This is a genomic window from Mycolicibacterium sp. Y3, from assembly GCF_051188035.1.
Classification (GTDB): Bacteria; Actinomycetota; Actinomycetes; order Mycobacteriales; family Mycobacteriaceae; genus Mycobacterium; species Mycobacterium fluoranthenivorans.
Window position 1 is genome coordinate 58,848 of the sequence record NZ_JAVQLT010000001.1, and the last position, 25,617, is coordinate 84,464.

The following is a 25,617-nucleotide window of genomic DNA, read 5'->3' on the forward strand; positions in this document are numbered from 1 at the left end:
CGGGTCAGCGGGTGGTCAGGAGCAGATCGGCGAAATCGACGACGGAGCCCACCACGTGGGTGGCCCCGGCGGCGCGGAGGTCTTCCTCGCTGTGGGCGCCGGTGAGGGCACCGGCGGCGATGGCGGCACCGGCCCGCAGCGCGCTCTCGACGTCGGTACTCGTATCGCCGAGCACGGCGACGTTGTCGACACTGTCGGCCTGCAACCGCATCAACGCGGTGAGCACCATGTCGGGGTACGGGCGGCTACGCACGCCGGCGCCCGGCGCCAGCACCAGATCAGCCAGTTGCCGCCAGCCCAGCGCCGCCAGCAGCTTGTCCCGGGTGACCGCGGAGAACCCGGTTGTCAGCGCCACCTTGATCCCGGCCCCGCGAAGTTCGGTGATGGCCTCGGCCGCACCGGCGATGGGTGCGGCGTGACCGTTGTCGATCAGTTCGGCATAGGCACGCTCGAACTCGTCATTGGCACGCCGGGCGCGGTCCTCGGTACCGAACAGGGCGCGGAACACCACGATCTTCGACTGTCCCATGGTGTCCAGGACGTATTGGCGCGCCTGGTCGCGTTCGTCGCCTTCGGCGGGCAGTCCCGCTGCGGTGGCGGCGGCCTCGAAGGCGCTGACGACCAGTCCGTCATCGGTGACCGTGGTGCCGGCCATGTCGAGGACGGCGACCTGAATATTCTTGTCCGGCATATGCTCTCCCTACATTCCGATGAGATCGGCGGTGTGTTCGGCGATGGCGGGCCCCAGCGTCATACCGCGGCCGCCCGGGCCGGTGACCACCCACACGTTGTCCTCGGGCGAGGTCCGGCACACCAGCTGGTGTGGATCGGTGCACTGGCTGTAGACACCGGCCCAGCGCTGCCGGATGGCGGGTAGCGGCCTGCCGAGGAACTCCTCGACCCGCGCGGCGAGGTAGTCATAGGGCTGCGTGCTCACGTCGAAGGCGAACGGTTCGTCGTACTCGTGGGTGTCGCCGATCGTCAGACCGCCGTGCAGGCGTTGCACGCAGAGCAGTTGCATATGCCCGTCGGCGGCGACCGGATCCTGAGGTTCGTTGCGGCGCAGCGCATCCAGTGCCGGTCCGGCGAAGCCCGGGTAGTAGCGGAAGCTGTCGGCATCGGCAACGGCGGTGGTGAGCGCCTCACCCAGCGGCTCGGTCTGCATCATCTGCAGGCGCACCCGGCGGACCGGAAGGTCACCGGCGAGTTCCCGGACCAGGCCTGCGTGCGCGGCACCTGCGCACACCACCACCAGGTCGGCGCCGTGGCGTTCGCCGCGATCGTCGCGCACCGTCAGGCCGTCCACCGATCTGGCCTCCACGCCGGGCAGGAAGGTGTATCGCCCTGTGCACACCAGATATTCGCGGATGGCGGGCAGCGCCTGCCTGGATTCGACGACGGCATCCCGCGCGCAGTGCAGACCTCCCAGGAAGGTGCCGCGCAACGCCGGATTGAGGGCACGTACCCGCTCAGGGTTCAGCAGGGTGAACCCGCGGTGGTCGGCATCGCCGCGGTCGACGGCCTCGCGGGCCACTGCCACCTCGGCGTCGGTGCGCAGCAGGGTGATCGAGCCGGCCGCCCGGAATCCGATCCCGGGGATCTCGGCGCCGAACTCTTCCCACAGCTCACGCGACCGCAGGGCGGCGTCCAGTTCGGCGGTCGAGCGGCCGGACACCCAGACCAGGCCGAAGTTGCGCACCGTGGCACCCCGGGCCTCGGTCTCCCGCTCCAGGTGCACCACGGTGTGGCCGCGCCGGATGGCCTCCACGGCGTGGGCGGTGCCGAGGATGCCGCCACCGATGATCGTCACGCGCATGGTGGTTGACCATGACCCCCCGCCGCGACCTGCGCCCGACCTGATCATGTTGGGGTGCCGAATACTGAGTGAACAATTGGTATAGACCAAATTGGGGTAGTGTTGGGCCATGCGAGTTCTCGACGAAACACGCCTCGAGGAAGTGCACACCGTGCTGCGCTCGTTGCGCGGGGTGTGGGACGAGGAGTCGGTCGACGAGCTGGACCATGCCCTGCAGTCCGCCGCCAGGGCGATGGAGGACACCGCCGATGACGAGTTGGTGCTCGCCGCCGCCCTGCACGACCTGGCGCACAGTCCGCTCATCGATGCCGGGCCGGAACACGACGCGGTGGCCCGCGCGTGGCTGACCCCGCGATTCGGCGAGCGCGTCGGCTGGCTGGCCGGTGCGCATGTGGCCGCCAAGCGCTACCTGGCGGCCACCGATGCGGGCTACGCGCCGTCCCAGGTGTCGGTGCTGTCGCTGGCGAGCCAGGGCGGGCCCGGTGTCGACCCCGCATTCGTCACACACCCGTGGTGGCCGGATGCGTTGCGGTTGCGCCGTTATGACGATGCCGCCAAGGATCCCGGCGCCCGGGGTGCGACCATCGAGGATGTGCTGACCGTGGCGCGGCGGGTGCTGCACCGATGACCTCCCCGTCTTCCCGACCGGTGCCCAAACCGTATGTGGTGCGCACCGGGCTGGACGAGATCCTGGCGGCCCTGCACGAGGGCGATGCGGTGCCGCCGGAACGCGAACTGGCGGTGCGGTTCGGGGTGGCCCGCGAAACCGTCCGGCAGGCACTGCACGAACTCCTGGTCGAAGGCCGTATCGAGCGGCGCGGCCGCGGCACCGTGGTGGCCGCCCCGAAACTGGTGCAACCGTTGTCGCTGCGCTCCTACACCGAAGGCGCCGCCGAGCGCGGCCGCGTTCCCGGGCGCCTGCTGGTGAGCTGGGAGGATCGCCTGCTGGTGAGCTGGGAGGATATCGAAGCCGGTCCGGAACTCGCCGCGGCGCTGGCGATCACGCCGGGCAGCACCGTCATGCAACTGGAACGGGTGCTGCTCGCCGACGGACGCCGGATCGGGCTGGAGAGCACCTACCTGGCGGCCAGGCGGTTCAGGGCGTTGCGCACCACCTTCGACCCGACCACCTCGCTCTACGCGGCGATCCGGGCCACCGGTGTGGTCTTCGGGTCGGCCACCGAACGCATCGAGACCGCGCTGGCCTCACCGCGTGAGGCGGGCTTGCTGGACACCACGACGGCCATGCCGATGCTGCTGCTGCACCGCCGCTCCCTCGACCCCGACGGGGTACCCATCGAGACGGTGCGCGCGCTCTATCGCGGTGACCGGATCGCTTTCGAGACTTCGTTGTCGTAATACAGAATTGCCGTAATACTGTGCGGGTGCCCAGCCCCGTACCCGATGTCGTGTACCACCCCGATCTGGCCCGCATCGCGCGTTTCATCCCGCGCCGCCTGGTGGGCCCGCAAACTGCCCCGGTGATGCAGTACCTGTCCCGGCGGATGGGGCGCTCCGTCCCGGACGGGGTGGAGGTCCTGACCCTGAGTTCCGGGGTCACGCTGCGCCTGCACCGCCCGCGCGGGGTGGCGAAACCCGGCCCCGCTCTGCTGTGGATGCACGGCGGCGGCTATGTGTTGGGCAGCCCGGCGCAGGACGACAAGTTGTGCCGGCGCTACGCCGGCGAACTGGGCGCGACGGTGGCCGCCGTGCAGTACCGGCTGGCACCACAGAACCCGTACCCCGCCGGCCTCGAAGACTGCTACGCGGCGTTGACGTGGCTGGCGCAGCTGCCCACCGTCGACCCGTCGCGGTTGGCCATCGGCGGTGCCAGCGCCGGCGGCGGGATGACCGCCGCATTGGCCCTGCTCGCCCGGGACCGGGGCGACGTGCCGCTCGCCGCACAGATCCTGGTCTACCCGATGCTCGACGACCGGACCGTGGGCCCGGAGTTCGACGATCCGGGGCACCGGCTGTGGACCCAGGGCAGCAACGGATTCGGCTGGCGGGCCTATCTGGGCGGGGCGGATCCCGAGGTGGCGGTCCCCGCGCGCAACCCGGACCTGTCCGGGCTTCCGCCCGCCTGGATCGGCGTCGGCACCCACGACCTGTTTCACGACGAGGACCTGGCCTATGCGCAGCGCCTGCGCGAGGCGGGGGTCCCGGTCGAGGTCGAGGTGGTCGCGGGGGCTTTCCACGGTTTCGATGCGATAGCGCCCAAAACCGCAGTGTCACAAGACTTCATCGGAAGTCAGATTGCGACACTGCGGCGGGCGTTCACCGCTTCGCCCTAGGCGCTACTCGCGGACGACGTTGTCCTCGAACACGATCCGGCCGATCAGTTCGTAGCGGCGCGGGTCGCGCAGCCGGAAGTAGGTGGCCAGCGCGGCCCCGAGTACGAACAGTCCGACCACGATCCACGGTGTCAGCTTGAACAGCAACGTGCCCGACGCCGCACCCGCAGCGGCGTCCTTGTGCTCCCAGAGCAGGTACACCACGTACAGCATGCCGATACCGCCGAGCAGCGGCGCGGTGAACGTCTTGAACCAGTGGGCGCTGGACGGGTGGTTCTTGTGGAAGTGGAAGTACGCGATGACCGAGAAGGCGCAGAGTGACTGCACCACCATGATGGCCATGGTGCCGAGGATCGCCAGCAGCGTGTACATGTGCACGTAGGGGTCCATGCCCGCGAAGAAGAAGGCCAGGATGAGCACCAGCGTGATGCCGGTCTGCACGAACGACGCGACGTGCGGCGATCCGTGTGTCGGGTGCGTGGCGCCGATGGTCTTCTGCAGCCGCAGCGACAGGCCTTCCCGGCCGAGTGCATACAGATACCGGGACGCGCAGTTGTGGAACGCCATACCGCAGGCGAACGATCCGGTCACCAGCAGGATGTTGAACACCGTGATGGCCCATTCACCATAGGTGCCGCGCACCGGCCCGAAGAAGATCTCCGATGACGTCGCGGGATCCTGAGCCAGCTCGACCGATTGCTGCGGGCCGGTGCCCGCGATGGCCATCCACGACACGAACACGTAGAAGAGGCCGACGCCGATGACGCTGATCATGGTGGCGCGCGGGATGATGCGCTTGGGATCCTTGGACTCCTCGCCGTACATCGCGGTCGACTCGAACCCGACCCACGACCAGAAGGCGAAGAACAAGCCCAGTCCGGCGCTGGCCCCGGCGACCGCCGCCGGCGTGAACGCACCGATCGGATTGAGTGTCTCGGCCACGGCAAACCCTTCGGGGCCACCACCTTTGACCAATACCGCCAGCGCACCCAGGGCCAGCATGACGATCTCGGTCACCAGGAACACCCCGAGTACCTTCGCCGTCAGGTTCACGTCGAAATAGGTGAGGATGCAGTTGAGCGTGAGCATCAGCAGCGCCGGGATCAGCCAGTGCACATGGAGGTGCAACTGCGAGGCGAACAGGTTCTGGAAGAAGAACGAGAAGATCCCGATGAGCGACGCCTCGAACACGATGTAGGCCATGGTGATCAGCAGGCCGCTGGCCATACCGATGATGCGCCCCAGACCGTGCGAGATGTAGCCGTAGAAGGCACCGGTGGCCGTGATGTGTTTGGCCATGGTCGCGTACCCGATGGCGAACAGCCCGAGGACGACGGTCGCGACGATATAGCCGGCCGGGGCATGTGAACCGTTTCCGAATCCGACGGCGATCGGGACATTGCCGACCATCGCGGTGATCGGCGCCGCGGTGGCCACCGCCATGAAGATGACGCCGATGGTGCCCACCGCGTTGCGCTTCAGTCGTTGGACGTCACCAGCGCCGTCAGCTGGTCTTTTGGTAGGTGGTGCGACGTTCTCAGTCATCGATGGACGTACCTTCCACGCGTGAAGAGGGCGGCTCGATGTGGCGCACGCCACAGCCGGAACTTCTCGTATATTGGCACTACCAATTGATTGGCGCAAGACCCAATCTGAGCCATTGACACAATTGGTCCTACCGTTTTACGGTGGGCGCCGTCACCGCTTCCCAGTGACGGCAGAGGAGCCGCATGTACGACTACGGCACGTTCTCGTTCGAATCGAAGACCGAGGTGCTCGAGCGCGCGAAGACGTTCTGGAACCCGGACAAGACCCAGTTCTGGACCGACTCGGGTGTCGATCTGGTGATCGATCGCCGCGAGGGGTACTTCCTGTGGGATATGGGTGGGCGCCGACTCATCGACATGCATCTCAACGGCGGCACCTACAACCTGGGTCATCGCAATCCCGAAGTGATGCAAGCGATCACAGACGGTATGACGCATTTCGACATCGGCAACCACCACTTCCCCTCGGTGGCGCGCACGGCGCTGGCGCAGCGCCTGGTCCAGACCGCCCCGGCGTCCATCAAGAAGGTGGCCTTCGGGTCCGGCGGTGGTGAGGCCATCGATATCGCGCTCAAAAGTGCCCGCCACGCCACCGGACGCCGCAAGATCGTCTCGATCGTGAAGGCCTACCACGGTCACACCGGACTGGCGGTCGCCACCGGCGACGACCGGTTCGCCAAACTGTTCCTGTCCGACAACCCCGATGAGTTCCTCCAGGTGCCGTTCAACGATATCGACGCGATGGAGCGGGTACTGGCCTCCGGAGACATCGCCGCGGTCATCATGGAGACCATTCCGGCCACCTACGGATTCCCGCTTCCCGCACCGGGTTACCTGGAGGCGGTCAAGGCGGCCACCGAGAGACACGGCACGCTCTACATCGCCGACGAGGTGCAGACCGGGCTGATGCGGACCGGCGAGTTGTGGGCCATCACCAAGCACGGGATCGAGCCGGACATCCTGGTGACCGGTAAGGGCCTCTCGGGCGGCATGTACCCGATCACCGCAGCGCTGCTGGGCGACAGGGCCGCACAGTGGCTCGATCAGGACGGTTTCGGACACATCTCGACGTTCGGCGGGGCCGAACTCGGTTGCGTCGCCGCGATCAAGACCCTGGAGATCAGCTGCCGGCCCGAGGTGCGCTCGATGGTGCACTACATCTCCGACCTCTTCGACCACGGGCTACGCCGCATCCAGGCCGACCATCCGGACTGGTTCATCGGCATCCGGCAGAACGGCGTGGTGATCGGCCTCGAGTTCGACCACCCCGAAGGGGCCAAGTTCGTCATGCGTGAGCTCTACGAGAACGGGGTGTGGGCGATCTTCTCGACCCTGGATCTCCGTGTGCTGCAGTTCAAACCGGGTCTTTTGCTCTCGCGCGAGCTGTGCGAGGACGTGCTGGACCGGGTCGACGTCGCCGTGGCCCGAGCCAAGACCGCTGCGCGGGGAAGGAAATCATGACCAGCACCGCACAAGCGGGCCACATGCTCGAACGGGCCCGTTGGGCGGCCGCCGCCTATGCCGAATACGACGCGACAGCCGTGACGGCGATCGTGCATGCGGTGGCCGAGGCGGCCCACGCCGAAGCCGAGCGGTTCGCCGCCGAGGCGGTCGCCGAAACCGGGATGGGCGTGGTGGCCGACAAGGCGACCAAGAACCGGGCATGCTCACGGGGCATCGTCGACTACTACCGCGGCGAAGACTACGTGACACCGCGCATCGACGCGGCCCGCAAGATCGTCGAACTCCCCCGCCCCGCCGGGGTGGTGCTGGCCCTGACGCCGACCACCAATCCCGTGGCCACCGTGTACTTCAAGACGATCCTCGCCCTGATGACCCGCAATGCCGTCGTCATCGCGCCGCACCCACGGGCCGCCCGCTGCTCGGCCGGCGCGGCCCGGGTACTCGCGGAGGCGGCGGTCGCCGCGGGCGCACCGGACGGCGTCGTGCAGGTGGTCGAGGAGCCGTCGATTCCGCTGGTGCAAGCGCTGATGGCCGATGACCGCACCGATGTCATCGTCGCCACGGGCGGAACGGGCGTGGTCCGGGCGGCATACTCGTCGGGCAACCCGGCGCTGGGCGTCGGGCCCGGCAACGTGCCGGTGTTCGTCGACGCCAGCGCCGATCCCGCCGCAGCCGCCACGCGCATCGTGGACAGCAAGGCATTCGACAACTCGGTGCTGTGCACCAACGAATCCGTGCTCATCGCCGAGGATTCCATCGCCGACAAGCTGCGCGGGGCCCTCACCAGAGCCGGGGCGCACCTGCTCGACGAGGACGGCGCACGGCGGTTGCGGGCCTACATGTTCGCCGACGGCCGGCTCAACACCGAGGTCGTGGGCCGGGATGCTGCGTGGATCGCCGGACAGGCCGGTCTGCGCGTCACCCAGAAGACCAAGGTGCTCATCGCTCCGTTCGGCGATGTGATCGCCGAGGAGATGCTGGCCCATGAGAAACTCTGCCCGGTTCTGGGGATGACCACCGCTGCGGATGCGGCACGCGGTATCCGCGCGGCCCGGGCCGTGGTGCGCATCGGCGGTGCGGGTCATTCGGCGGCCATCCACAGCGAGAACCCCTCGGTGATCGCCGATTTCGCGGCGCAGGTGCCGGTGCTGCGGGTGTCGGTGAATGTCGGCAACAGCACCGGCAGCTCCGGCCTGGACACCAACCTGGCACCGTCGATGACCATTGGCACCGGATTCGTCGGGCGCAGTTCCATCGGCGAGAACTTGGCACCGCAGAACCTGATCAACTGGGCCCGCATCGCGTACAACGCCGAAAGCGGGGTGCCGATGGGCGATTTCGGCGGCATTGTGCCGTGGCAGACACCGACGGGGCCGGTTCCCGCGTACCCGCAGGCATCCAACGATCGCGGCGCGTCCGTGACGCCGCCGCGGCCGGCATACCCCGCACCGGCGCGCTCGACCGACCCGAATCTCGATGCCCTGCGCGCCGAACTGCGCGCCCTGGTCGTCGAAGAACTCGCACAACTGATCAAGAGGTAGATCCGTGGCTGAACTCCGTTCCTTCATCTTCATCGACCGCCTGCAGCCGCAGACGATGTCGTACCTGGGTACCTGGATCAAGGGTGCGCTGCCGCGGGCCAACCAGGCCGCCCAGATCATCGAGGTCGCTCCCGGCCTGGACATCGAGGGCGTCACCGACGTGGCACTCAAGCATGCCGAGGTCAAGGCCGGAATCCTGGTGGTGGAGCGACAATTCGGCTACCTGGAGTTCCACGGCGAGACGGGCGCGGTGCAGGCCGCCGCCGACGCGGCGCTGGATTCGCTGCGGGAATCTCGACGCGATGACTCCCACGCCGCGGTGCGGCCGACCATCCTGGCCTCCCGGATCATCTCCAGCATCGACCATCAGCACGCATTCCTGATCAACCGCAACAAGATCGGTTCCATGGTGCTGGCCGGCGAATCCCTGTTCGTGCTCGAAGTGCAGCCCGCGTCCTACGCCATCCTGGCTACCAACGAGGCCGAGAAGGCCGCCGACATCAAGGTCGTCGACTTCCGGATGATCGGTGCGACGGGGCGGGTCTACCTCTCCGGCACCGAGGCCGACGTCCGCCAGGCCGCGGACGCCGCCCGCGATGCCCTGGCCCGAGCGTGAGCATGGACCGCGACGAGCTCCGCATGCTGGTGCGGGAGGTGGTGCGCGAAGCAGTCCGGGATGTCGGCATCGGTATCCGGACCGCCCCACCCTCGCCACCCGCGAGTCCCGTTCAGCCGGCCGGCCCGGACCCCACCGGTCCGCGCGCGGCCGACGAGCGCCACCGTACCGAGACGGTGCGACTGACCAGCGATACCGACTTGGACGGCTTCGTGCGAAAACTGCTGCGGCTGTTCGAGAATCCGAAGAACCGGGCCGACCTCAAAGCGGGCCGGCTGAGGTTTCGGCTGGGCAACACCACCCACGCCACCCCCGCGGGTGCGATGCACCGCGTGGACAGCGGCGCGGTGACCGAACGACACATCGCCGACCTGGCCGGCGGCACGCTGGTCCTCGGCCGCCGGGCCGTGCTCACCCCGCTGGCGCGGGAGAAGGCGCGCATGCTCGGTATCACCATCACGAAGGAGCGCACATGATCTCCCCAGCGACGAAGGAGCGCACATGATCTCAGCGACCGTGACCGGCAACGTCTGGTCCACCCGCCGCGTGGCGGGGATTCCCGCGGGCGCCTTCCTGGAAGTCGAGGTCGACGGCGGCAGCAGCCTGATCGCCTTCGACGTGCTCGGTACCGGCGTGGGTGAGCGCGTCCTGATCGCCCAGGGGTCGGTGGCCTCGAGCTGGTTCACCGGCACGCCACCCCCGGTGGACGCACTCATCATCGGATCCATCGATACACATCCCAACAAATAAGGAGAACAACCATGTCCAGCAATGCAATCGGTCTCATCGAAACCAAGGGCTACGTGGCTGCACTGGCCGCAGCGGACGCCATGGTCAAGGCCGCCAACGTCACCATCACCGATCGTCAGCAGGTCGGTGACGGCCTGGTCGCCGTCATCGTCACCGGCGAAGTGGGCGCGGTCAAGGCCGCCACCGAGGCCGGCGCAGAGACGGCCTCCCAGGTGGGCGAACTGGTCAGCGTGCACGTCATCCCGCGCCCGCACAACGAACTCGGCGCGCACTTCGCGGTCGCCGGCAAGTAACCCCATGCCGACCGAAGCGCAGGAGCACACGCGGATTCACACCCAGATCCGCGTCTACCTGATGGTGGAGGACCTGCAGCGCCAGTTCGCCGCCTACCTCGGCACCCCGACCCGGGCCCGGGGCTATCCACCCTATGCCGGTGAGCACGCCCTCATCGTGGAGGTGTCGCCCGCGTTGGCGATCGAGCGGGTGATCGATCTGGCGCTACGCGAGGTACCCGGCATCCAACCGGGAATCCTCTACGTGGAGCGGCAATTCGGTGTGCTGGAGATCCATTCGGCCGATCTGGACGAGGTACGCCGCGCCGGCGAGGCGATCCTTGCGGGCACCGGCAACAAGGCGTCCGACCAGCTCCGGCCGCGGGTGCTCTATCACGACATCATCACCGATATCACCGATCAGCACGCGGTCATCCTGAACCGTAACCGGCAGGCGTCGATGATCCTGCCCGGGCAGTCGCTGCTGGTGTACGAGATGACCCCGGCACTGTTCGCCGCGGTCGCGGCGAATGAGGCCGAACGGGTGGCGCCCGGGCTTACCGTGGTGGATGTGCAGATGATCGGCGCAGCCGGGCGGCTCTACATCGGCGGCAGCACCGCCGATGTGACGGCGGCGCGCGATCGGATCACCTCGGTACTTGCCGGGATCGAGGGACGGGACCACTCGTGATCGCCGACGACCGCGCGGTGGCCGAACAGGCGCGGGCGCACTACGACATCTCCCCCAGTGCGTCACTGCGGCTGCTGAACCTGTCGGAGAATGCCACCTATCTCGTCACCGACGGCGACCGTCGGTCGATCCTGCGGGTGCACCGGCAGGACTATCACCGGCCGCACGAGATCGAGTCGGAGCTGGACTGGCTGGCCGCGCTGAAAGCCGACGGCGATGTCACGGTGCCGACCGTGCTGCCCGCCCGCGACGGACGCCGGCTGGTCACCGTGGACGGCTCCGATCCCAGCCGAACACCCCGTCATGTCGTGCATTTCGGGATGGTCAACGGAGTCGAGCCGGACGAGAGTGCGCTCACGCGTGAGGACTTCCACACCCTGGGCCGGATCACCGCCGCGCTGCACGACCACGCGAGGGCCTGGGCCCGGCCGGCCGGATTCGGCCGGTTCTCCTGGGACTGGGAGCACAGTCTCGGCGCGGCGCCACGATGGGGCCGCTGGCAGGACGCCGAGGGGGTCGGTCCGGCCGAGCGGACCGTGCTCGAGCGGGCGCAGACGCTGCTGCGGCACCGGCTCACCGAGTACGGCACCGGGCCCGAGGTCTACGGGCTGATCCACGCCGATCTGCGGCTGGCGAATCTGCTGGTCGACCCGGACGGATCCCAGATCACCGTCATCGACTTCGATGACTGTGGATTCGGCTGGTATTTCTACGATTTCGGCACCGCGGTGTCCTTCATCGAGGACGATCCGGCGCTGCCGGAATGGCAGGACTCCTGGGTGAGCGGTTACCGCACCCGGCGCGAGTTGGCCGCCGCCGACGAGGACATGCTGGCCTCTTTCGTCCTACTGCGCCGGCTGCTGCTGCTGGCCTGGATGGGCAGCCACAGCCACTCCCGGGAATCCGCCACCAAGGCGATCAGCTATGCCGCCGGCAGCTGCGCGCTGGCCGAGCGGTACCTGACCTCCGATGGCCACACATTGAACTTCTGAAGGGCACCACCATGTTCACATCACTGCAGGGCCGCACCGCGATCGTGACCGGCGGCAGCAAGGGGATCGGCCGCGGGATCGCCGAGACGTTCGCACGTGCCGGCGTCGACGTCGTGATCACCGGCCGCAACGCCGACGATCTGGATCGCACCGTCGCCGCGCTGGCCGGCTTGCCCGGCCGGGTCAGCGGGATCAGTGCCGACGTCGCCGACCCCGAGGATTCCCGCCGGGCGGTGACCGAGGCGGTCCGCAGGTACGGAGGCGTCGACATCGTCTGCGCCAATGCCGGGATCTTCCCGTCGGGACGGCTGGAGGACCTCACCCCCGACGATATCGAGGCGGTGCTCGCGGTGAATTTCAAAGGCACCGTGTACATCGTGCAGGCCGCGTTGGCCGCGCTGACATCCAGCGGACACGGCCGGGTGGTGATCACCTCGTCGATCACGGGACCGATCACCGGTTACCCGGGCTGGTCGCACTACGGTGCCAGCAAGGCCGCCCAGCTCGGCTTCCTGCGCACCGCCGCCATGGAACTCGCCCCGAAGAAGATCACCGTCAACGCGGTGTTGCCGGGCAACATCGTCACCGACGGGCTCGACGAAATGGGCCAGGAATACCTCGACCAAATGGCATCCGCCGTGCCCGCGGGCCGGCTCGGTTCGGTGGCCGACATCGGCAACGCAGCACTCTTCTTCGCCACGGACGAGGCCGCCTACATCACGGGACAATCGCTGGTCGTCGATGGTGGGCAGATTCTGCCCGAATCGCACCTGGCTATCGCCGAACTCTGAGACACCTGCGGCTAGAATTGGCTATACCAATAAGACCGGCGGAATCGCACGGCTGACAAGGGGGCGCGGTGGCAACTCACAGCGAAGAGTTGCGGCGCCGGATCGTGGCAGACGTGAACGCCGGCACGCCCGGAGCCAAACTCGGCAGCGAACGGGATCTGGCCGAGCGCTACGGCACCAGCAGGTCCAGCCTGCGCCAGGTGCTCGCGGCGCTGGAGGAGGCGGGTCTGGTGCACCGGGTGATCGGCCGGGCCGGCGGTATCTTCATCAGCCACGGACAGGTCGAGCGCAATCTCGCCGACGTGGTCGGGGTCCCCGCGTTCCTCGCCCACCAGGGCTACGTCGCCGGCACGCGGGTGCTGTCGACGAAGATCGGCGTGCCCGACCACGGCACCCAGCACGCGCTCAAGCTCGGACCGAACGATTACGTGGTCGAGATCCAGCGGGTACGGCTGGCCGACGGGTCCCCGATCTCGTTGGAGCACGCGCAGTTTCCGGCCGACACCGTCCCCGGACTGCTGGAGCAGCCGCTGCGCGGATCGCTCTACGAGATCCTGGAATCCGAATACGGGCTGACGGCCGGGCGCGCGGTGGAACGCATCGAGGCGGTGAGTGCGACCAATGACGAGGCCACCCTGCTGGGTATCAAGCCCAAGGCGGCGCTGCTGCTCATCACCCGCGTGACCCACGATCAGAACGGCACTCCCTACGAGTACTCCCGGGATCTGTTCCGCGGGGATCGCACCGCACTGGCCGTCACCGCACAGGGGCGTGGTCTCGCGGGCGCCGACGGTGAGCCGGCGTCCATCAGTTTGCAGCGTCAGACCGGCTGACCTCCCCGTTCGGAGAATCCCATTCTCCGATTCGGCCAACGAGGTATTGACCTTGGGGTCGCCACAGTGCTAAGCAGGTGCTCAGCATAGTGGCGCGCCTCTGCGCCGTGGCACGACGAGAGGGTCGACGATGACGCTGCAGGCGGTTCTGGACGAGATTCGGACGCGCCCCGGGACCGGCGAGGTCATCCCGATCATCGACCCGGTGACCGAGGAGCAGATCACCGAGTTCACCGACTGCGGGGAGGCCGGGGTCGACGAAGCGGTCACCCGCGCCAGGGCGTCCTTCGAGGCCGGGGTCTGGGCCGGGCTGCCCGGTCGCGAACGCGCCAAGATCATGTGGCGCATCGCGGATCTCATCGACGAGCACGCGGCCGAGTTCGCCGAAATCGACTCTGCCAACACCGGAATGATGAAACTGCAATCCGAGATGGTGGTACCCACCTGCGCAGAGTTCTTCCGCTACTACGCCGGCTGGTGCTCCAAGATCAACGGCACCGCCTATGACGTGAAGACCACCGGCATCGCCGCCGACAGCTACGTCGACATGCACGCGTACACCCTCAAGGAGCCCTACGGCGTCGTCGGGCTGATCTTCCCGTGGAACGGGCCGATCTTCAACGCCTGCGCCAAGATCGCTCCCGCACTGGCCGCCGGGTGTAGCAGCCTGGTGAAACCCGCTGAGGAGACCCCACTTTCGGCACTTCTACTGGACCGCCTGATCCATGAGGCCGGCGTGCCCGAGGGTGTGGTCAACCTGATCACCGGCTATGGACACACCGCGGGCGCGGCGATCAGCGCTCATCCCGATGTCGAGAAAGTGGCCTTCACCGGATCCACCGAGGTCGGCAAGATGATCGTGGCCGCCTCGGCGGGCAACCTCAAGAAGGTGATGCTGGAACTCGGCGGGAAATCACCCGTGCTGATCTTCGACGACGCCGATCTGGACAAGGCCGTCTTCGGCGCGGCGATGGGCATCTTCGTGCATTCCGGCCAGGGCTGCGTGTGTGGTTCGCGGATCTTCGTACAACGAGGGGTGTACGAACAGGTCGTCGAAGGCATCGCCGGCGTCGCGAATTTCATGAAGTACGGCGGCCCGAGCGAAGAGGGCGTCATGAGCGGCCCGTTGATCAGCGCCAAACAGCTCAGCCGCGTCCTGGATTTCATCGAGGAGGGCAAGCGCGACGGTGCCGAGGTGGTCACCGGCGGACACCGACTCGACCGCAAGGGCTACTTCGTCCATCCGACGGTGCTGACCAATGTCGATCCCGGTATGCGGCTCTATCAGCAGGAGATCTTCGGGCCGGTGGTGTCGATCATCCCGTTCGACGAGGAGGACGAGGCCATCGCGATGGCCAACGACACCACCTACGGGCTCGCCGGCACCGTGTGGACCACCGATATCAGCCGCGGTCACCGGCTGGTGAAGCGCTTGCACGCCGGCAGCGTGCAGATCAACTGCCAATTGGTGTTCGACCACGATGTGCCGTTCGGCGGCTACAAGCAGTCCGGCTGGGGCCACGAGTTCGGAAAAGAGGGCCTCGACGGTTACTTGAAGACCAAGTCGGTCTGGGCTGCGCTCTAGTCCACACCGCTAATCCCGGCCGACCACCTGGCCGTCGATGATGGTGGCCGCCACCCACTTTGCGTCCAGATCGCGCAGCACATCCTCGGGCGGGCCGGCCAACACACACAGATCGCCGGGCGCACCGGGCGCCACCGTCCGGGCCCGGGCGGGCTCGGACGCGTCGCCGAGGAACAGCGTCAGCGCGGTCCGCGCGTCGATGCGCTCCCGCGCCCCCAGCACGGCGCCCGACGGGGTGAGACGGTGCACGGCCGCCCGTAGCGCCGCCCACGGGTCGCCGTCGCCGAACGGCATATCGGTGGAAAGTGCCACCGGCACACCGGCTTCCAGCAGCGAGGCCAGTCGCCACAGGTACTGGTGTTCCTCGGCCGGTACGTCGGCGAGGTACTGATCGCCGCGTTCGGCGACGAAGTTGGGTTGGGTCACCACGGTGACCCCCAGCCCGGCGAGCACCTCGAGCTGATCGTCGGGCACCACCGCCGCGTGCTCGATGCGGTCACCGGGATGCACACCCGCATCGCCCAGCGCGGCGAGGCTGACGACCAGTTGGGCGGCGGTCACACAGTGCAGCGCCACCGGTGCGTCCTCGTCGTGACGGCGCCCGATCCAGGCCGTGAGTTCACCGAGATCCAGATCCTCGTCGTGCAGGATGCGTTTGCCGGGGGCGAGATGGTGCACGTGCTGACGCAGGCCGCCACGACGGTGCACCTCGGCCAGCACCACCATATCGGTGATGTCGAGATCCGGTGTGGCATCGGTGATTCCGGTGACCCCGTACCTGCTGAGGCGCCGGCTGAGATCATCGACGGCGGTATCCCGCCGCTTGAGCGCATCCGACCAGGACCGGTCGGCACTGCGCAGCCGGCCGTCCGGGTGATCGGCGAGCCCGACAGCCGCCAGGCCGGCCGAGTTGAGGGTCCACAGGACACCGCTGCGGTGCTGGATCCGGACCGGCACCGAGGGCGCCAACGCGTCGAGTCCGTCCCGGTCCAGGGAGCCGGCCACCGCCTCGTGGTAGCCGATGGCGCGGATCCAACCGTCATCCCCGACCTCGGCATCGGCCAGCACCCGGGCCAGATCATCGCGGTCGTGCACCTCGCCGACGCCGACGCGCAGCGAATCTGCCGCGGCGGCAGCCGAATGCACGTGCACATGGTGATCATGAAGACCGGGGATCACCAGGCCGAACCCGGCATCGAGCACCTGTTCCCCGTCGGCGGGCTCCAGCGCCGGGGCGACCTCGGTGATCCGGGAGTCCACCCGGATATCGACGACATCGCCATCCAGCAGGGTTGCACGCCGAATCAGCATGACACGGACCACCTTTCCTCGACCAACGTCTGAACTCGGGCGTTATCGGCCCCCAACTTCGGTGCGGGGCAACCGGGCTCCGGTGCTGCCGCGCGGCGGCACTCGCCCCCGAAGCCCGCGTAGCGCGCCGCCGTCGCCGCCATCGAGATGTCGATGAGTTCTCCCCCGCCCCGGCTCAGGGATTCGGCCACCGCATCGGCCGCGTGCAGACCGGTCAGCGGGTCGGCGAGGGCGTCACCGACGAAAACCGGCCCACCGCCGTCATATCCGACCAGCGCGCCGGATACCGCGGCGTCGTCGCCGAAAGCCACCCAGTCCGCTCCCGCACCGTCGCCGCCGTACCCGGTGATCCGCAGCCATACCCGGCCATCGCGGGGTGTGACGGTGTCGGGGCCCAGCCCGCGCCGCCGGAGCGCGGCCGGCCGCGAGGCCTCGATCACCACATCGGCCACCGCAAGCAGCCGGCGCAAGGCTTCGGTGTCATCGAAATCGACGGAATAGGAAAGCTTTCCACTGTTCATCCAGTCATAGAAGGCAGCCGGTCCGGCACGGGTGCCATCGGGGCGGCGCGGGCTCTCGACCTTGACCACGGTGGCGCCGGCGGACCCGAGCAGGTGCCCGCACAACGGGCCGGCCCACATCGACGACAGGTCGACGACCAGCAGATCGGCCCACGGCCGCATCCGCGGCGTCCCGGTGCGGCGCAGTCGCGGTGCGGCCGCTGCGGTTTCACCGAGCAGGGCGGCAGGCAGACCGAGCAACCGGGCCCGCCCGACGGCCTCGACGGCGCCGTGCCGCTCGATCCAGGACTGCACCGCCTGCCACGGATCGGTGATGACCTCGGCGCCGACCAGTGCGGGCACCGCGTCGAGATCGTCGGGGCGGGCCAGGGTGAGTGCGCACCAGCCGTCCGCCCCGCGCAGTAGTCGGGTGGCACCGCCCGCGGAGAACCTGCCCCGGGGCGCCCAGCCCAGCTGCACGGCACGGCCGGTGAGCACCTGGGTGGCATCGACGGGGACGCCGGTGCGCAGCGCGAACCGGTCGGCGATCTGCTGGGCGCGTGCGCAGATCTGCTGCGGAACACCCACCTCGGTCATCCCGCCATCTTGCCCCGGCGCGCCGCCGAGGCGCGCCGGTTCAGGCGTGCAGGGCGGCGAAACGCCAGTCCAGCACCTGACGGTCGGGCTCGCCCACCGCGTAGACCAGCGATCTCAGCCCCAGTCGGCCATCGGGTCCCACCGTCTCGACATGCAGTTCGCTGAACAGCGTGTCGCCCTCGTGCACCGGGCCCGTGTGGTCGCAGGATTCCCAGCCAAGCACCGTGAGCAAGTCGGGCAGCAACCGGGCGGCCTGTGCCAGGGCCAGACCGATGGTGTGCCCGCCATAGACCAGGCGCTGCCCGCCCGGACGCCAGTCATGATGAGTGGCCGCGATATTGAGCGACAGCCGGGCGAGTTCCGGGGCACTGGACACCACATCCGCCGTACTGGACAGGACCGCCCCCACCGGGGGTCGCCCCGAGGTCCGGACTGCGCCCACCGACCAGCCGGCCGTCGGATCCGGCGGCACCTGATGACCGGCGCCGATCGCGGTCAGATCGTCGGCGTGGCCGGTCTCGGGCGCGTCCGGGGACAGCGGCAACATGGCGCAGCGGTAGAAGTCCAGCACGGACCGGCCGGATTGGTCGACGGTGGTCATCCGCAGCGCCGCGAGCCCGGTGGCGGCGCGACCGGGTTTGGCGGAGTTCTGGCGTAGTCCGACCACCTCGGTCCGGGTGGTCAGGGTGTCCCCGATGACCGGGAAGCGGTGAAAATTCAAGCCCCGGTAGAACAGATTGGCCTTGACCCGCTGAGTCACCAGCGTGGACTGACCGATCGCGATATCGCACACCAGACCGGGGTGGGCCAGTGGGCCGACGGCCCCGGTCACCGCCCGGCTCAGTTCGGCGTCCAGGGGCAGGCGCAGCCGGTCCCCCAGGATGGCCTGATGGGTCGCCGCCGCACCGGAGGTGAGTGTCATCGACGGCGCGGTGTCGAAGACCTGGCCGACCCGCAGATCGTCGAAATACGGGCCACCCGGCGTATGCGCAGTCACGGCCCGCACTCTAGTCAGGGGTGGGTGGGCTCCCCGGTCACCCGGTGGTCGGCGTGGTTGAGACCTTCCTGCACCAGGCGGCTCAGATGCCCGTCACGCAGCCGGTAGAAGACCCGGCGCCCGTCTTTGCGGGTGTCCACGAGCCGGGCGAACCGCAGTTTGGCGAGATGCTGGCTGATCGATGTGCGGGATGCTCCGGTCGCGTCCGCCAGTGCCGTGACATCGGCCTCGCCCTGGGCCAACAACCACAACAGGTGCAGCCGGGTGCGGTCGGCCAGCATGCCGAAGGTCTCACTGGCGATATCGAGCCGTTCCCGATCGGGTGCGGCCTCATGAACGAGACTGGGCGACTGACCTGGCTTCGGTCCCCGTTCCCCCGAGACCGGCTGCCTGCCCATCGACCGTGTCCTTCCGTGCGATTCGCACCGCGGCCAACGCCGCGAATGTAGCGAGGATAGCGAGAATCGAGGCGGCGGCACCCTGATCGACGGTCGCGCCCACCCATCCGGCCACCGGATAGGTGATCAGGAATCCCGCATGTGACAGCGAGAACTGCGCGGTGAAGACCGCGGCGCGGTCCGCACCGGCGTTGCGTCGCAGCAGCCGGCCCGCCGGTGTGTTCATCATCGACGTCGCCGCACCGAGCACCACCCACAGCAGGGCCAGGACCGGCCAATCGACAAAGCCGGCCACGAGCACAGCGGCGGTCACACCGAGGCCGGCCGCCGCGAGGCCGGCTCCGGTGAGCATCAACACCCGGTCCGGGTACGCGCCCAGCAATCGTGGGAGCAGCAGGGCCAGCGCCATCGACCCGGCGCCGTAGCAGGCCAACAACAACGCCACCTGGGTGTTATCACCCCCGAGCAGGTCCCGGACATAGACCACGGTGTTGACCACCACCAGCGCGGTGGCCGACGCGACCACCACGTTCATCGCGAGAAGACTCCGTAATTCGTTGCTGCGCATCATGATCCGCATCCCCGCCAGCACGCGCACGGGCAGCGGCGCGGGCGCAGCCACGGCTGCCGGCGGCGGTACCGCGGTGGTCAGCACCAGGGCCATCGACACCAGGAATCCGGCGCCGGTTCCGACGAACAGGCCGTCATAGGCGATCACCGTGAGCAGTGCCGCGGCCAGCAGTGGGCTGAGCAGCGATTCCAGGTCATAGGCCAGCCGGGTCAAGGCCAGACCTCTGGTGTAGTCGCCCTCGTCGGTGAGCACATCGGCGATGACCGACTGGAATGCCGGCGTGAAGGTGGCAGACGCCACCTGCAATACGAACACCAGCAGGTAGATCTGCCAGACCTGGTGCACCCAGGGCAGCGACAAGGCGACCAGCGCGCGCACGATATCCGCCCCGACGAGCACCCCCTTGCGGGGCAGCCGCGCCGTCACCACCGACATCACCGGCGCCGCAAAGACATAAGCGAACATCTTGATGGCCAACGCGGTGCCCAGCACCGTGCCGGCAGCGCCGCCGGCCAGCTCGAAGGCGAGCAACCCGAGCGCGACGGTCAGCAGTCCGGTGCCGGCCAGTGCGGTCACCTGGGCGACGTAGAGCCGCCGGAAGACGCGATGCCGCAAAGCCATGCGACAAGTATGACCTACATGTGCGCAGTTGCGCACATGTAGGTATTCAGGCGGTCGATCCGATCTCGTCGACCAGACCCCACGCCCGCGCGGTGCGGGCGTCGATGGTGCGGCCCGACAACACCAGATAGGCGGTGCGCCAGCGGCCGATCCGCCGGGTGATGCTCACCGTGCCACCGGCACCGGGGATGAGCCCGAGGGCGAGTTCGGGCAGCCCGAGTACCGCATCGGGGTGGCACCGCACGTGCCCGCAGTACGCGGCCATCTCCAGGCCGCTGCCGAGCACCTGACCGTGCACCACGGCACGGCAGCGCGGCCCCAGCCGGCCGGCGAGTTCATCCAGCACCAGCGCCGGGCTGTACCTGGTGCGCGCCAGATGTGCACTGGCCGGATCGTCGAAGGTGCCGAACTCGGCCAGGTCACCGCCACTACAGAACGACCGGCCGTTGCCCGTCAGCACCACCTCGGTGATGCCGTCGTCGAGCCGGGCCACCTCGAGCGCTTCCAGCAGCGCGGCACGCGCATCAGTGGTGAACGCGTTATGCCGTTGCGGACGGTTGAAACGCACGAACAGGGTGTCCCCGGCGCGTTCGGCCTGCACGGGATCGGGCAGGACCGGCATCTGCACGGGTCCGCGGCCGGCCAACCAGCGGCCGAATTCCGGACCGGCCTGCAGCGTCGAATACGCCAGCGATTCGGTGATCACGCCCCCGAATGCCGGGGCCGCCGGGTCCAGGGCACGCAGCACGTCATCGCATACGGCGGCGGCCTGCGGCCAGCGCGCGCATCGTTCGGTCAGCTCGGTGACCGCCTGTTCGACCGAGTCGACGGTGATCAGCCGTGGGTCCTCGGAGGAATCCTCGGTGAGCGTGAAGGTCAGATGATCAGCGGGCGCGCCGGTACCGACGAGAATGCCTGCCGGCAGCGCCAGTTCGCTCACGAGTACTTGTTTATCAGCTCCTGCTTGTAGAGCTTGCCGGTGTCGGTGCGCGGCAGCTGCGCCTCGAACGAGATCGACCGCGGGCACTTGTAGTGCGCCAGGTTATCCCGCAGCCAGGCAAGAAGCTCATGTGCGAACTCCTCGGTGGCATCATCGGGATCGACGGTCTGCACCACGCCCTTCACGCTCTGGCCCATCTCGGCGTCGGGGATGCCGAACACCGCGGCGTCCATCACTTTCGGATGCGTGACAAGCACGTTCTCGGCTTCCTGCGGGTAGATGTTCACCCCGCCGGAGATGATCATGTGATGCCGCCGGTCGGTGAGGTAGAGGTAGCCGTCCTCATCGAGGTAGCCGATATCGCCGACCGTCTTCCACCCCCGCGAATCACGCGCGGACTTGGTCTTCTCGGCATCGTTGAGGTACTCGAAATCCTGACCGCCCTCGAAGAAGATCTCGCCCGCCTCACCGGCCGGCAACTCGTTGCCCGACTCGTCGAGGATGTGCACGATCCCGGTCATCGCCTTACCCACCGAGCCGGGGTGGGTCAGCCACTCCTCGGCGCTGATCAGCGTGGCACCGATCGCCTCGGAGGAGGCGTAGTACTCGTCAACGATGGGACCCCACCAGTCGATCATCTGCTTCTTGATCTCCACCGGGCACGGTGCCGCAGCGTGCATCACCCGCTGCAGGCTCGAGACGTCGTAGGAGCGGCGGACCTGCTCGGGCAGTTTCAGGAAGCGGGTGAACATCACCGGGACGAACTGCCCGTGCGTCACGCCGTGCTTCTGGATGGCATCCAGCGCGCCCTCGGCGTCGAACTTCTCCAGCACCACTGTCGTGATGCCACCGGCCTGCGCCTGCATCGACCACACCGACGGCGCGGTGTGGTACAGCGGCGCCGGGCTCAGGTACACCGCGTCGGGATTCATCCAGAAGGACACCAGCGCCGCCATCATTCCGGGCGTCTGCGAGGGCGGCAGATGCGGCAGCGCGCGCTTGATGCCCTTCGGTCGGCCGGTGGTGCCCGACGAGTACTGCAGCAGGTCCCCGTCCCACTCGTCGTCGATCGGCGTCTGGGGCTGATCGACGACGGCCGCCGGGTACTGCGCCCAGCCGTCCAGGTCATCGGCCGTGGTGAGCAGCACGTCGGGCAGTCCGCTGGGCAGGTGTGCAGCCAGATCGGCGCACACGTCGCGGAGCGCGGCGGACCCCACGATGGCCTTGGCCTCGCTGTTGTCGATGATGTAGGCCGCCTCGGCCGCGGTCAGATGGGTGTTGATCGGGACGTAGTACAGCCCCGACCGCCGCGCCGCCCACATGATCGTGTGCATGTGCTCGGTGTTCTCCATGAGGATCGCCACGGCGTCACCCTCGCGCAGCCCGCGGCTGCGGAAGTAGTGGGCGAGCTGGTTCGCCCTGGCCTCCATCTCACCGAAGGTGACGACGGTGCCGGCCGGATACAGGATGACCGCGGGCTTGTCAGGGGTCGCGAGCGCGGTTTCACGGATCTGCATGGGCTGACTCTACGACGCGCCTCTTGACACCCGTCAAGTGGTGGCCGCCACACGTGCCACGACGAGCTTCGCCGGCCCATCCGGGCGGCCGCCGGCTCCGAATGTCGGAGGACAAGGGTTTGGTCTGGGAGGTTCGGTGGAATCCACGCGTGGCCACGTCTGCGACGTAGTCCGTGGCCGGCAGGAGGCCTTGTGACGGACGACGGTTCACTTCGGGTGCTGGTCACCGGAGCGACGGGCTATATCGGCGGGCGGCTCGCGCCGCGACTGCTGGCCGCCGGGCATCGGGTGCGGGTGCTGGTCCGCGATCCGGCCAGGATCGGCACCGTGCCGTGGGCTGCGGATGTCGAGGTCTGCCAGGGCGACCTGATGGACCGGGACACCCTCGACGCCGCCTGTCGGGACGTCGATGTCATCTACTACCTCGTGCATTCGATGAACAGCGTCGGGGAGTTCATCGAGGCGGAGAGCCGCAGCGCGCGCAATCTCGCCGAGGCGGCCACCCACGCCGGCGTGGGCCGCATCGTGTACCTCGGCGGCCTGCACGCGGACTCCGATCAGTTGTCGACGCACCTGCGCTCACGCGCCCAGGTGGGGCAGATCCTGATGGACTCCGGCATTCCGACGGTGGTGCTCCAGGCCGGCGTGGTGATCGGTTCCGGCTCAGCGTCTTTCGAGATGATCAGGCACCTCTCCGACCGGTTGCCGGTGATGACCACACCGCGCTGGGTGAACAACCACATCCAGCCGATCGCCGTGCGCGATGTGCTGTACTACCTGATCGCGGCGGCGACGGCCGAGCTGCCGAAAAGTCGCACCTACGACATCGGTGGTCCCGATGTGCTGCGCTACGGCGAGATGATGCAGATCTACGCCGAGGTGGCCGGTCTGGCACCGCGCCGGATCCTGGTGCTCCCGGTCCTCACACCGAAACTCGCCGGGTTGTGGATCGGCCTGGTGACACCGGTCCCCCGCAGTATCGGTCGCGCCCTCATCGAATCGCTGAGCACGGATGCCGTTGCGGCCGAACATGATATCGATACCATCATCGCACCGCCGCCCGGCGGGCTGACCGGTTACCGGGACGCCGTCACCCTCGCGCTCCGGCTGGCCGACAGGGGCGAGGTGGAAACCACGTGGGCGAATGCCTCGGCGAACGGGGCGCCGTCGGACCCGTTGCCGTCCGATCCGTCCTGGGCCGGCGAGGTGGTGTACACCGATGTGCGCAGTATCGACTGCGACGAACCCGTCGACCGAGTGTGGCACGCCCTCGACGGGGGCCGCACCGAGAATCGCCGGCGGCCGTTCCCGTTCGGTCCGGGACGCCGCCACTGGCGGGTCGAGAAGAAGACCGAACCGCAGTATCTGCGCGTGCTGGCGCACACCCGCGCGCCGGGCAGCATCCGGCTCGAATGGGAGCTCGAACCTCTCGACGCACAGCGCACCCGCGTCCACCAGCGGGCCATCTACACCCCGAAAGGGCTTGCCGGACAGATCTTCTGGTATGCCCTGCTGCCGATGCACCGGGCCGGGCTCGCCGGCCTGCTCCGCGGCGTCGCCGCGACCGACCATACGAAGGAGCGCAGATGATCAAGATGCAGCGCACGGTGTACACCCAGGCCGCACCCGATGCGGTGTTCGCCTACCTGGCGGACTTCACCACCACCGAGCAGTGGGATCCGGGCACGGTGCGGACCGTGCGGGTCGCCGGTGACGGGGGTGTCGGCACCCGATACGAGAACACGTCGAAATTCGCCGGCCGGACCAGCGAACTGGTCTATGAGGTGACCGAGGTGACCCCGGGGAAATCCATCCGCCTGCGCGGCGAGAACTCCTCGCTCATCGCGCATGACACCATCACCGTGCGCCCGGACTCCGACGGTTCGCAGGTGACCTACCAGATCGAATTCGCGTTCCAGGGGTTACTTCACTGGGCCGAGCCGCTGCTGCGGCTGGCCGTCGGGAACCTGATGGACAAGGGAGCCCAGGGGCTGCGCCGCGAACTCGCGAAAATCTGAGAGCTACGCCAGTCCGACCGCGTTGGTGCAGTACTGCCATACCCAGTTCAGGTCGGCATCGCTGTAATGCGTGGTCGGCAGATAGTGCATCGGACGGATCCGGCGGTCATGCCAGAACTCACCCGACGGTGGCGTGGGAGTTGTTGCGGTGAGCCAGATCGCGGTATCGGCGGCCTGCTCGGCGGTGCGTAGCACCGGGCCGGTCAGTCGGCGGAACGCCGGCAGGGACTCGGCGACTCCGGGAGTGTCCGCCCAACCCGGGTGCATCGCCGCCACCATCACCGGCCAGCGCTTCGCAAGCAGCGGCGTCAGCGCGACCTGGACCCGCTTGCTGCGCGCGTATGCCGTCGCGCCGCGGTAGCGACCCTTGCGGTATTCGATGTCGTCCACGGGCAACGGCTGGGTGTACATGCCGCCCGAGGACATCAGCACCACGCGCGGATCGGGCGAGGCGACCAATGCGGGCAGCAGCAGCTCGGTGAGCAGCAGGGGCCCCAGCACATGGGTGGACAGGGACAGTTCGTGCCCGTCGGCCGTGTAGGTGCGCTCCGGTGGCATGACACCGGCATTGTGGATCACCGCGTCCAGCCGAGGCTGGCTCGCCGTCAGCTCGGCGGCGAACGCACGCACGTCCGCCAGATCCGACACATCGCAGCGTTGCACCACCAGCTTCGCGCCGGGCAGCCCGGCGCGGATGTCGTCTCGGGCCGCCTCGCCGCGCGCGCGGTCCCGCACCGTCATCAGCACGGTGGCGCCCAGCTCGGCGGCACCGGCCGCAATGGCTTTGCCGATACCGGAGTTCGCGCCGGTGACCAGCACCGTCGCCCCGTCCAGCGCGCCCGGATCCAGGGCCGGCCAGAACCGCTCCCGCATGGCGTAGCCCACTCGGGAGTAACCCGCAGCGATCGTGCGGTCGAGCAGGACGTCGAACAACTTCCCGGGGAAGCTGGTCATC

27 protein-coding genes are annotated in these 25,617 nt (G+C 68.3%); 16 read left to right on the plus strand and 11 right to left on the minus strand.

Translation table 11 applies throughout. The features are described from left to right. Positions 1-4: 4 nt before the first annotated feature. On the minus strand, positions 5-691 hold the full coding sequence (locus tag QN239_RS00260) for a phosphonatase-like hydrolase (RefSeq protein ID WP_499007560.1): 687 nt from the start codon (positions 689-691) through the stop codon (positions 5-7). Positions 692-700: 9 nt separating this feature from the next. Further along, a complete protein-coding gene (locus tag QN239_RS00265; protein ID WP_499007562.1) occupies positions 701-1,816 on the minus strand; it encodes a TIGR03364 family FAD-dependent oxidoreductase in 1,116 nt (371 codons plus the stop codon). A 109-nt stretch (positions 1,817-1,925) separates the two neighbouring features. Between QN239_RS00265 and QN239_RS00270 the strand changes: the two genes are divergently transcribed. From QN239_RS00270 to QN239_RS00280, 3 genes are read left to right on the plus strand one after another with little or no spacing between them, the layout of a single operon-like run. Then, on the plus strand, positions 1,926-2,444 hold the full coding sequence (locus tag QN239_RS00270) for an HD family phosphohydrolase (RefSeq protein ID WP_499007563.1): 519 nt from the start codon (positions 1,926-1,928) through the stop codon (positions 2,442-2,444). Further along, positions 2,441-3,175: a GntR family transcriptional regulator gene (locus tag QN239_RS00275; RefSeq protein WP_499007565.1), complete on the plus strand. Its 735-nt coding sequence runs from the start codon at positions 2,441-2,443 to the stop codon at positions 3,173-3,175. The genes QN239_RS00270 and QN239_RS00275 overlap by 4 nt, the downstream gene beginning before the upstream one ends. A gap of 26 nt (positions 3,176-3,201) precedes the next feature. Further along, positions 3,202-4,110 carry an alpha/beta hydrolase gene (locus QN239_RS00280; protein ID WP_499007566.1) on the plus strand — a complete coding sequence of 303 codons (909 nt, stop codon included), beginning with the start codon at positions 3,202-3,204 and terminating at the stop codon, positions 4,108-4,110. Positions 4,111-4,113: 3 nt separating this feature from the next. Here QN239_RS00280 and QN239_RS00285 read toward each other — a convergent pair whose 3' ends face one another. After that, on the minus strand, positions 4,114-5,655 hold the full coding sequence (locus tag QN239_RS00285; protein ID WP_499007567.1) for an APC family permease: 1,542 nt from the start codon (positions 5,653-5,655) through the stop codon (positions 4,114-4,116). Positions 5,656-5,840: 185 nt separating this feature from the next. Here QN239_RS00285 and QN239_RS00290 point away from each other — a divergent pair, with 185 nt between their 5' ends. From QN239_RS00290 to QN239_RS00340, 11 genes are all read left to right on the plus strand, one after another. Beyond that, the gene (locus QN239_RS00290; RefSeq protein WP_499007569.1) at positions 5,841-7,118 is read left to right on the plus strand and encodes a class-III pyridoxal-phosphate-dependent aminotransferase; all 1,278 of its coding nucleotides are present in this window, start codon (positions 5,841-5,843) and stop codon (positions 7,116-7,118) included. Beyond that, on the plus strand, positions 7,115-8,662 hold the full coding sequence (locus tag QN239_RS00295) for an aldehyde dehydrogenase family protein (protein WP_499007570.1): 1,548 nt from the start codon (positions 7,115-7,117) through the stop codon (positions 8,660-8,662). The genes QN239_RS00290 and QN239_RS00295 overlap by 4 nt, the downstream gene beginning before the upstream one ends. 4 nt (positions 8,663-8,666) lie before the next feature. Further along, a complete protein-coding gene (locus QN239_RS00300) occupies positions 8,667-9,278 on the plus strand; it encodes a BMC domain-containing protein (protein WP_267291428.1) in 612 nt (203 codons plus the stop codon). After that, complete coding sequence (locus QN239_RS00305; RefSeq protein ID WP_499007571.1) at positions 9,275-9,754, plus strand: hypothetical protein; 480 nt, start codon at positions 9,275-9,277, stop codon at positions 9,752-9,754. Before QN239_RS00300 ends, QN239_RS00305 begins: the two co-directional genes overlap by 4 nt. A gap of 25 nt (positions 9,755-9,779) precedes the next feature. Beyond that, positions 9,780-10,028 (plus strand): EutN/CcmL family microcompartment protein, encoded by a 249-nt coding sequence (locus tag QN239_RS00310; protein WP_090362986.1) that lies wholly within the window; start codon positions 9,780-9,782, stop codon positions 10,026-10,028. Between the two features lie 11 nt (positions 10,029-10,039). Then, entirely contained in the window at positions 10,040-10,321 is a 282-nt protein-coding gene (locus QN239_RS00315) for a BMC domain-containing protein (RefSeq protein ID WP_029106444.1), read from the plus strand. Between the two features lie 4 nt (positions 10,322-10,325). Further along, complete coding sequence (locus tag QN239_RS00320; RefSeq protein ID WP_187097760.1) at positions 10,326-10,991, plus strand: microcompartment protein; 666 nt, start codon at positions 10,326-10,328, stop codon at positions 10,989-10,991. Then, positions 10,988-11,983 (plus strand): phosphotransferase enzyme family protein, encoded by a 996-nt coding sequence (locus QN239_RS00325; RefSeq protein ID WP_499007572.1) that lies wholly within the window; start codon positions 10,988-10,990, stop codon positions 11,981-11,983. The genes QN239_RS00320 and QN239_RS00325 overlap by 4 nt, the downstream gene beginning before the upstream one ends. An 11-nt stretch (positions 11,984-11,994) precedes the next feature. Further along, the gene (gene fabG / locus QN239_RS00330) at positions 11,995-12,774 is read left to right on the plus strand and encodes a 3-oxoacyl-ACP reductase FabG (RefSeq protein WP_499007573.1); all 780 of its coding nucleotides are present in this window, start codon (positions 11,995-11,997) and stop codon (positions 12,772-12,774) included. A gap of 68 nt (positions 12,775-12,842) precedes the next feature. After that, on the plus strand, positions 12,843-13,607 hold the full coding sequence (locus tag QN239_RS00335) for a GntR family transcriptional regulator (protein WP_090362992.1): 765 nt from the start codon (positions 12,843-12,845) through the stop codon (positions 13,605-13,607). Positions 13,608-13,737: 130 nt separating this feature from the next. Next, positions 13,738-15,192 (plus strand): aldehyde dehydrogenase family protein, encoded by a 1,455-nt coding sequence (locus QN239_RS00340; RefSeq protein ID WP_499007574.1) that lies wholly within the window; start codon positions 13,738-13,740, stop codon positions 15,190-15,192. A 9-nt stretch (positions 15,193-15,201) separates the two neighbouring features. Here the strand turns inward: QN239_RS00340 and QN239_RS00345 are convergent, their stop codons facing one another. The 7 genes from QN239_RS00345 to fadD4 are packed head-to-tail and all read right to left on the minus strand — an operon-like array spanning position 15,202 to position 22,644. Beyond that, positions 15,202-16,503 carry an amidohydrolase family protein gene (locus tag QN239_RS00345; RefSeq protein ID WP_499007575.1) on the minus strand — a complete coding sequence of 434 codons (1,302 nt, stop codon included), beginning with the start codon at positions 16,501-16,503 and terminating at the stop codon, positions 15,202-15,204. Beyond that, positions 16,497-17,600, minus strand: coding sequence for a CoA transferase (locus QN239_RS00350; RefSeq protein ID WP_499007576.1), 1,104 nt, complete (start codon positions 17,598-17,600; stop codon positions 16,497-16,499). Before QN239_RS00350 ends, QN239_RS00345 begins: the two co-directional genes overlap by 7 nt. 40 nt (positions 17,601-17,640) lie before the next feature. Then, positions 17,641-18,597 carry a MaoC family dehydratase gene (locus QN239_RS00355; RefSeq protein WP_499007579.1) on the minus strand — a complete coding sequence of 319 codons (957 nt, stop codon included), beginning with the start codon at positions 18,595-18,597 and terminating at the stop codon, positions 17,641-17,643. Positions 18,598-18,611: 14 nt separating this feature from the next. Beyond that, complete coding sequence (locus QN239_RS00360; RefSeq protein ID WP_090362997.1) at positions 18,612-18,995, minus strand: ArsR/SmtB family transcription factor; 384 nt, start codon at positions 18,993-18,995, stop codon at positions 18,612-18,614. Then, the gene (locus QN239_RS00365; RefSeq protein ID WP_499007581.1) at positions 18,928-20,187 is read right to left on the minus strand and encodes an MFS transporter; all 1,260 of its coding nucleotides are present in this window, start codon (positions 20,185-20,187) and stop codon (positions 18,928-18,930) included. The genes QN239_RS00360 and QN239_RS00365 overlap by 68 nt, the downstream gene beginning before the upstream one ends. Positions 20,188-20,233: 46 nt before the next feature. After that, on the minus strand, positions 20,234-21,127 hold the full coding sequence (locus QN239_RS00370) for an enoyl-CoA hydratase/isomerase family protein (RefSeq protein ID WP_499007583.1): 894 nt from the start codon (positions 21,125-21,127) through the stop codon (positions 20,234-20,236). Continuing rightward, positions 21,124-22,644 carry a fatty-acid--CoA ligase FadD4 gene (gene fadD4, locus QN239_RS00375; RefSeq protein ID WP_499007584.1) on the minus strand — a complete coding sequence of 507 codons (1,521 nt, stop codon included), beginning with the start codon at positions 22,642-22,644 and terminating at the stop codon, positions 21,124-21,126. Before fadD4 ends, QN239_RS00370 begins: the two co-directional genes overlap by 4 nt. Positions 22,645-22,836: 192 nt before the next feature. Between fadD4 and QN239_RS00380 the strand changes: the two genes are divergently transcribed. Together QN239_RS00380 and QN239_RS00385 are read left to right on the plus strand one after the other, a co-directional pair. Beyond that, a complete protein-coding gene (locus QN239_RS00380; RefSeq protein ID WP_499007586.1) occupies positions 22,837-24,234 on the plus strand; it encodes a DUF2867 domain-containing protein in 1,398 nt (465 codons plus the stop codon). After that, positions 24,231-24,662, plus strand: coding sequence for an SRPBCC family protein (locus tag QN239_RS00385; protein ID WP_499007587.1), 432 nt, complete (start codon positions 24,231-24,233; stop codon positions 24,660-24,662). Before QN239_RS00380 ends, QN239_RS00385 begins: the two co-directional genes overlap by 4 nt. A gap of 3 nt (positions 24,663-24,665) precedes the next feature. Here QN239_RS00385 and QN239_RS00390 read toward each other — a convergent pair whose 3' ends face one another. After that, positions 24,666-25,616, minus strand: a complete 951-nt coding sequence (locus tag QN239_RS00390; RefSeq protein ID WP_499007588.1) for an SDR family NAD(P)-dependent oxidoreductase — start codon at positions 25,614-25,616, stop codon at positions 24,666-24,668. Position 25,617 lies beyond the last annotated feature (1 nt).

What these genes read in the sequence shown, in the direction of transcription:
- QN239_RS00260 (WP_499007560.1), bottom strand. Translation starts at nt 691, where the DNA reads ATGCCGGACAAGAATATTCAGGTCGCCGTCCTCGACATGGCCGGCACC.
- QN239_RS00265 (WP_499007562.1), bottom strand. Translation starts at nt 1,816, where the DNA reads ATGCGCGTGACGATCATCGGTGGCGGCATCCTCGGCACCGCCCACGCC.
- QN239_RS00270 (WP_499007563.1), top strand. Translation starts at nt 1,926, where the DNA reads ATGCGAGTTCTCGACGAAACACGCCTCGAGGAAGTGCACACCGTGCTG.
- QN239_RS00275 (WP_499007565.1), top strand. Translation starts at nt 2,441, where the DNA reads ATGACCTCCCCGTCTTCCCGACCGGTGCCCAAACCGTATGTGGTGCGC.
- QN239_RS00285 (WP_499007567.1), bottom strand. Translation starts at nt 5,655, where the DNA reads ATGACTGAGAACGTCGCACCACCTACCAAAAGACCAGCTGACGGCGCT.
- QN239_RS00290 (WP_499007569.1), top strand. Translation starts at nt 5,841, where the DNA reads ATGTACGACTACGGCACGTTCTCGTTCGAATCGAAGACCGAGGTGCTC.
- QN239_RS00295 (WP_499007570.1), top strand. Translation starts at nt 7,115, where the DNA reads ATGACCAGCACCGCACAAGCGGGCCACATGCTCGAACGGGCCCGTTGG.
- QN239_RS00310 (WP_090362986.1), top strand. Translation starts at nt 9,780, where the DNA reads ATGATCTCAGCGACCGTGACCGGCAACGTCTGGTCCACCCGCCGCGTG.
- QN239_RS00315 (WP_029106444.1), top strand. Translation starts at nt 10,040, where the DNA reads ATGTCCAGCAATGCAATCGGTCTCATCGAAACCAAGGGCTACGTGGCT.
- QN239_RS00320 (WP_187097760.1), top strand. Translation starts at nt 10,326, where the DNA reads ATGCCGACCGAAGCGCAGGAGCACACGCGGATTCACACCCAGATCCGC.
- fabG (WP_499007573.1), top strand. Translation starts at nt 11,995, where the DNA reads ATGTTCACATCACTGCAGGGCCGCACCGCGATCGTGACCGGCGGCAGC.
- QN239_RS00340 (WP_499007574.1), top strand. Translation starts at nt 13,738, where the DNA reads ATGACGCTGCAGGCGGTTCTGGACGAGATTCGGACGCGCCCCGGGACC.
- QN239_RS00345 (WP_499007575.1), bottom strand. Translation starts at nt 16,503, where the DNA reads ATGCTGATTCGGCGTGCAACCCTGCTGGATGGCGATGTCGTCGATATC.
- QN239_RS00350 (WP_499007576.1), bottom strand. Translation starts at nt 17,600, where the DNA reads ATGACCGAGGTGGGTGTTCCGCAGCAGATCTGCGCACGCGCCCAGCAG.
- QN239_RS00360 (WP_090362997.1), bottom strand. Translation starts at nt 18,995, where the DNA reads ATGGGCAGGCAGCCGGTCTCGGGGGAACGGGGACCGAAGCCAGGTCAG.
- QN239_RS00365 (WP_499007581.1), bottom strand. Translation starts at nt 20,187, where the DNA reads ATGGCTTTGCGGCATCGCGTCTTCCGGCGGCTCTACGTCGCCCAGGTG.
- fadD4 (WP_499007584.1), bottom strand. Translation starts at nt 22,644, where the DNA reads ATGCAGATCCGTGAAACCGCGCTCGCGACCCCTGACAAGCCCGCGGTC.
- QN239_RS00385 (WP_499007587.1), top strand. Translation starts at nt 24,231, where the DNA reads ATGATCAAGATGCAGCGCACGGTGTACACCCAGGCCGCACCCGATGCG.
- QN239_RS00390 (WP_499007588.1), bottom strand. Translation starts at nt 25,616, where the DNA reads ATGACCAGCTTCCCCGGGAAGTTGTTCGACGTCCTGCTCGACCGCACG.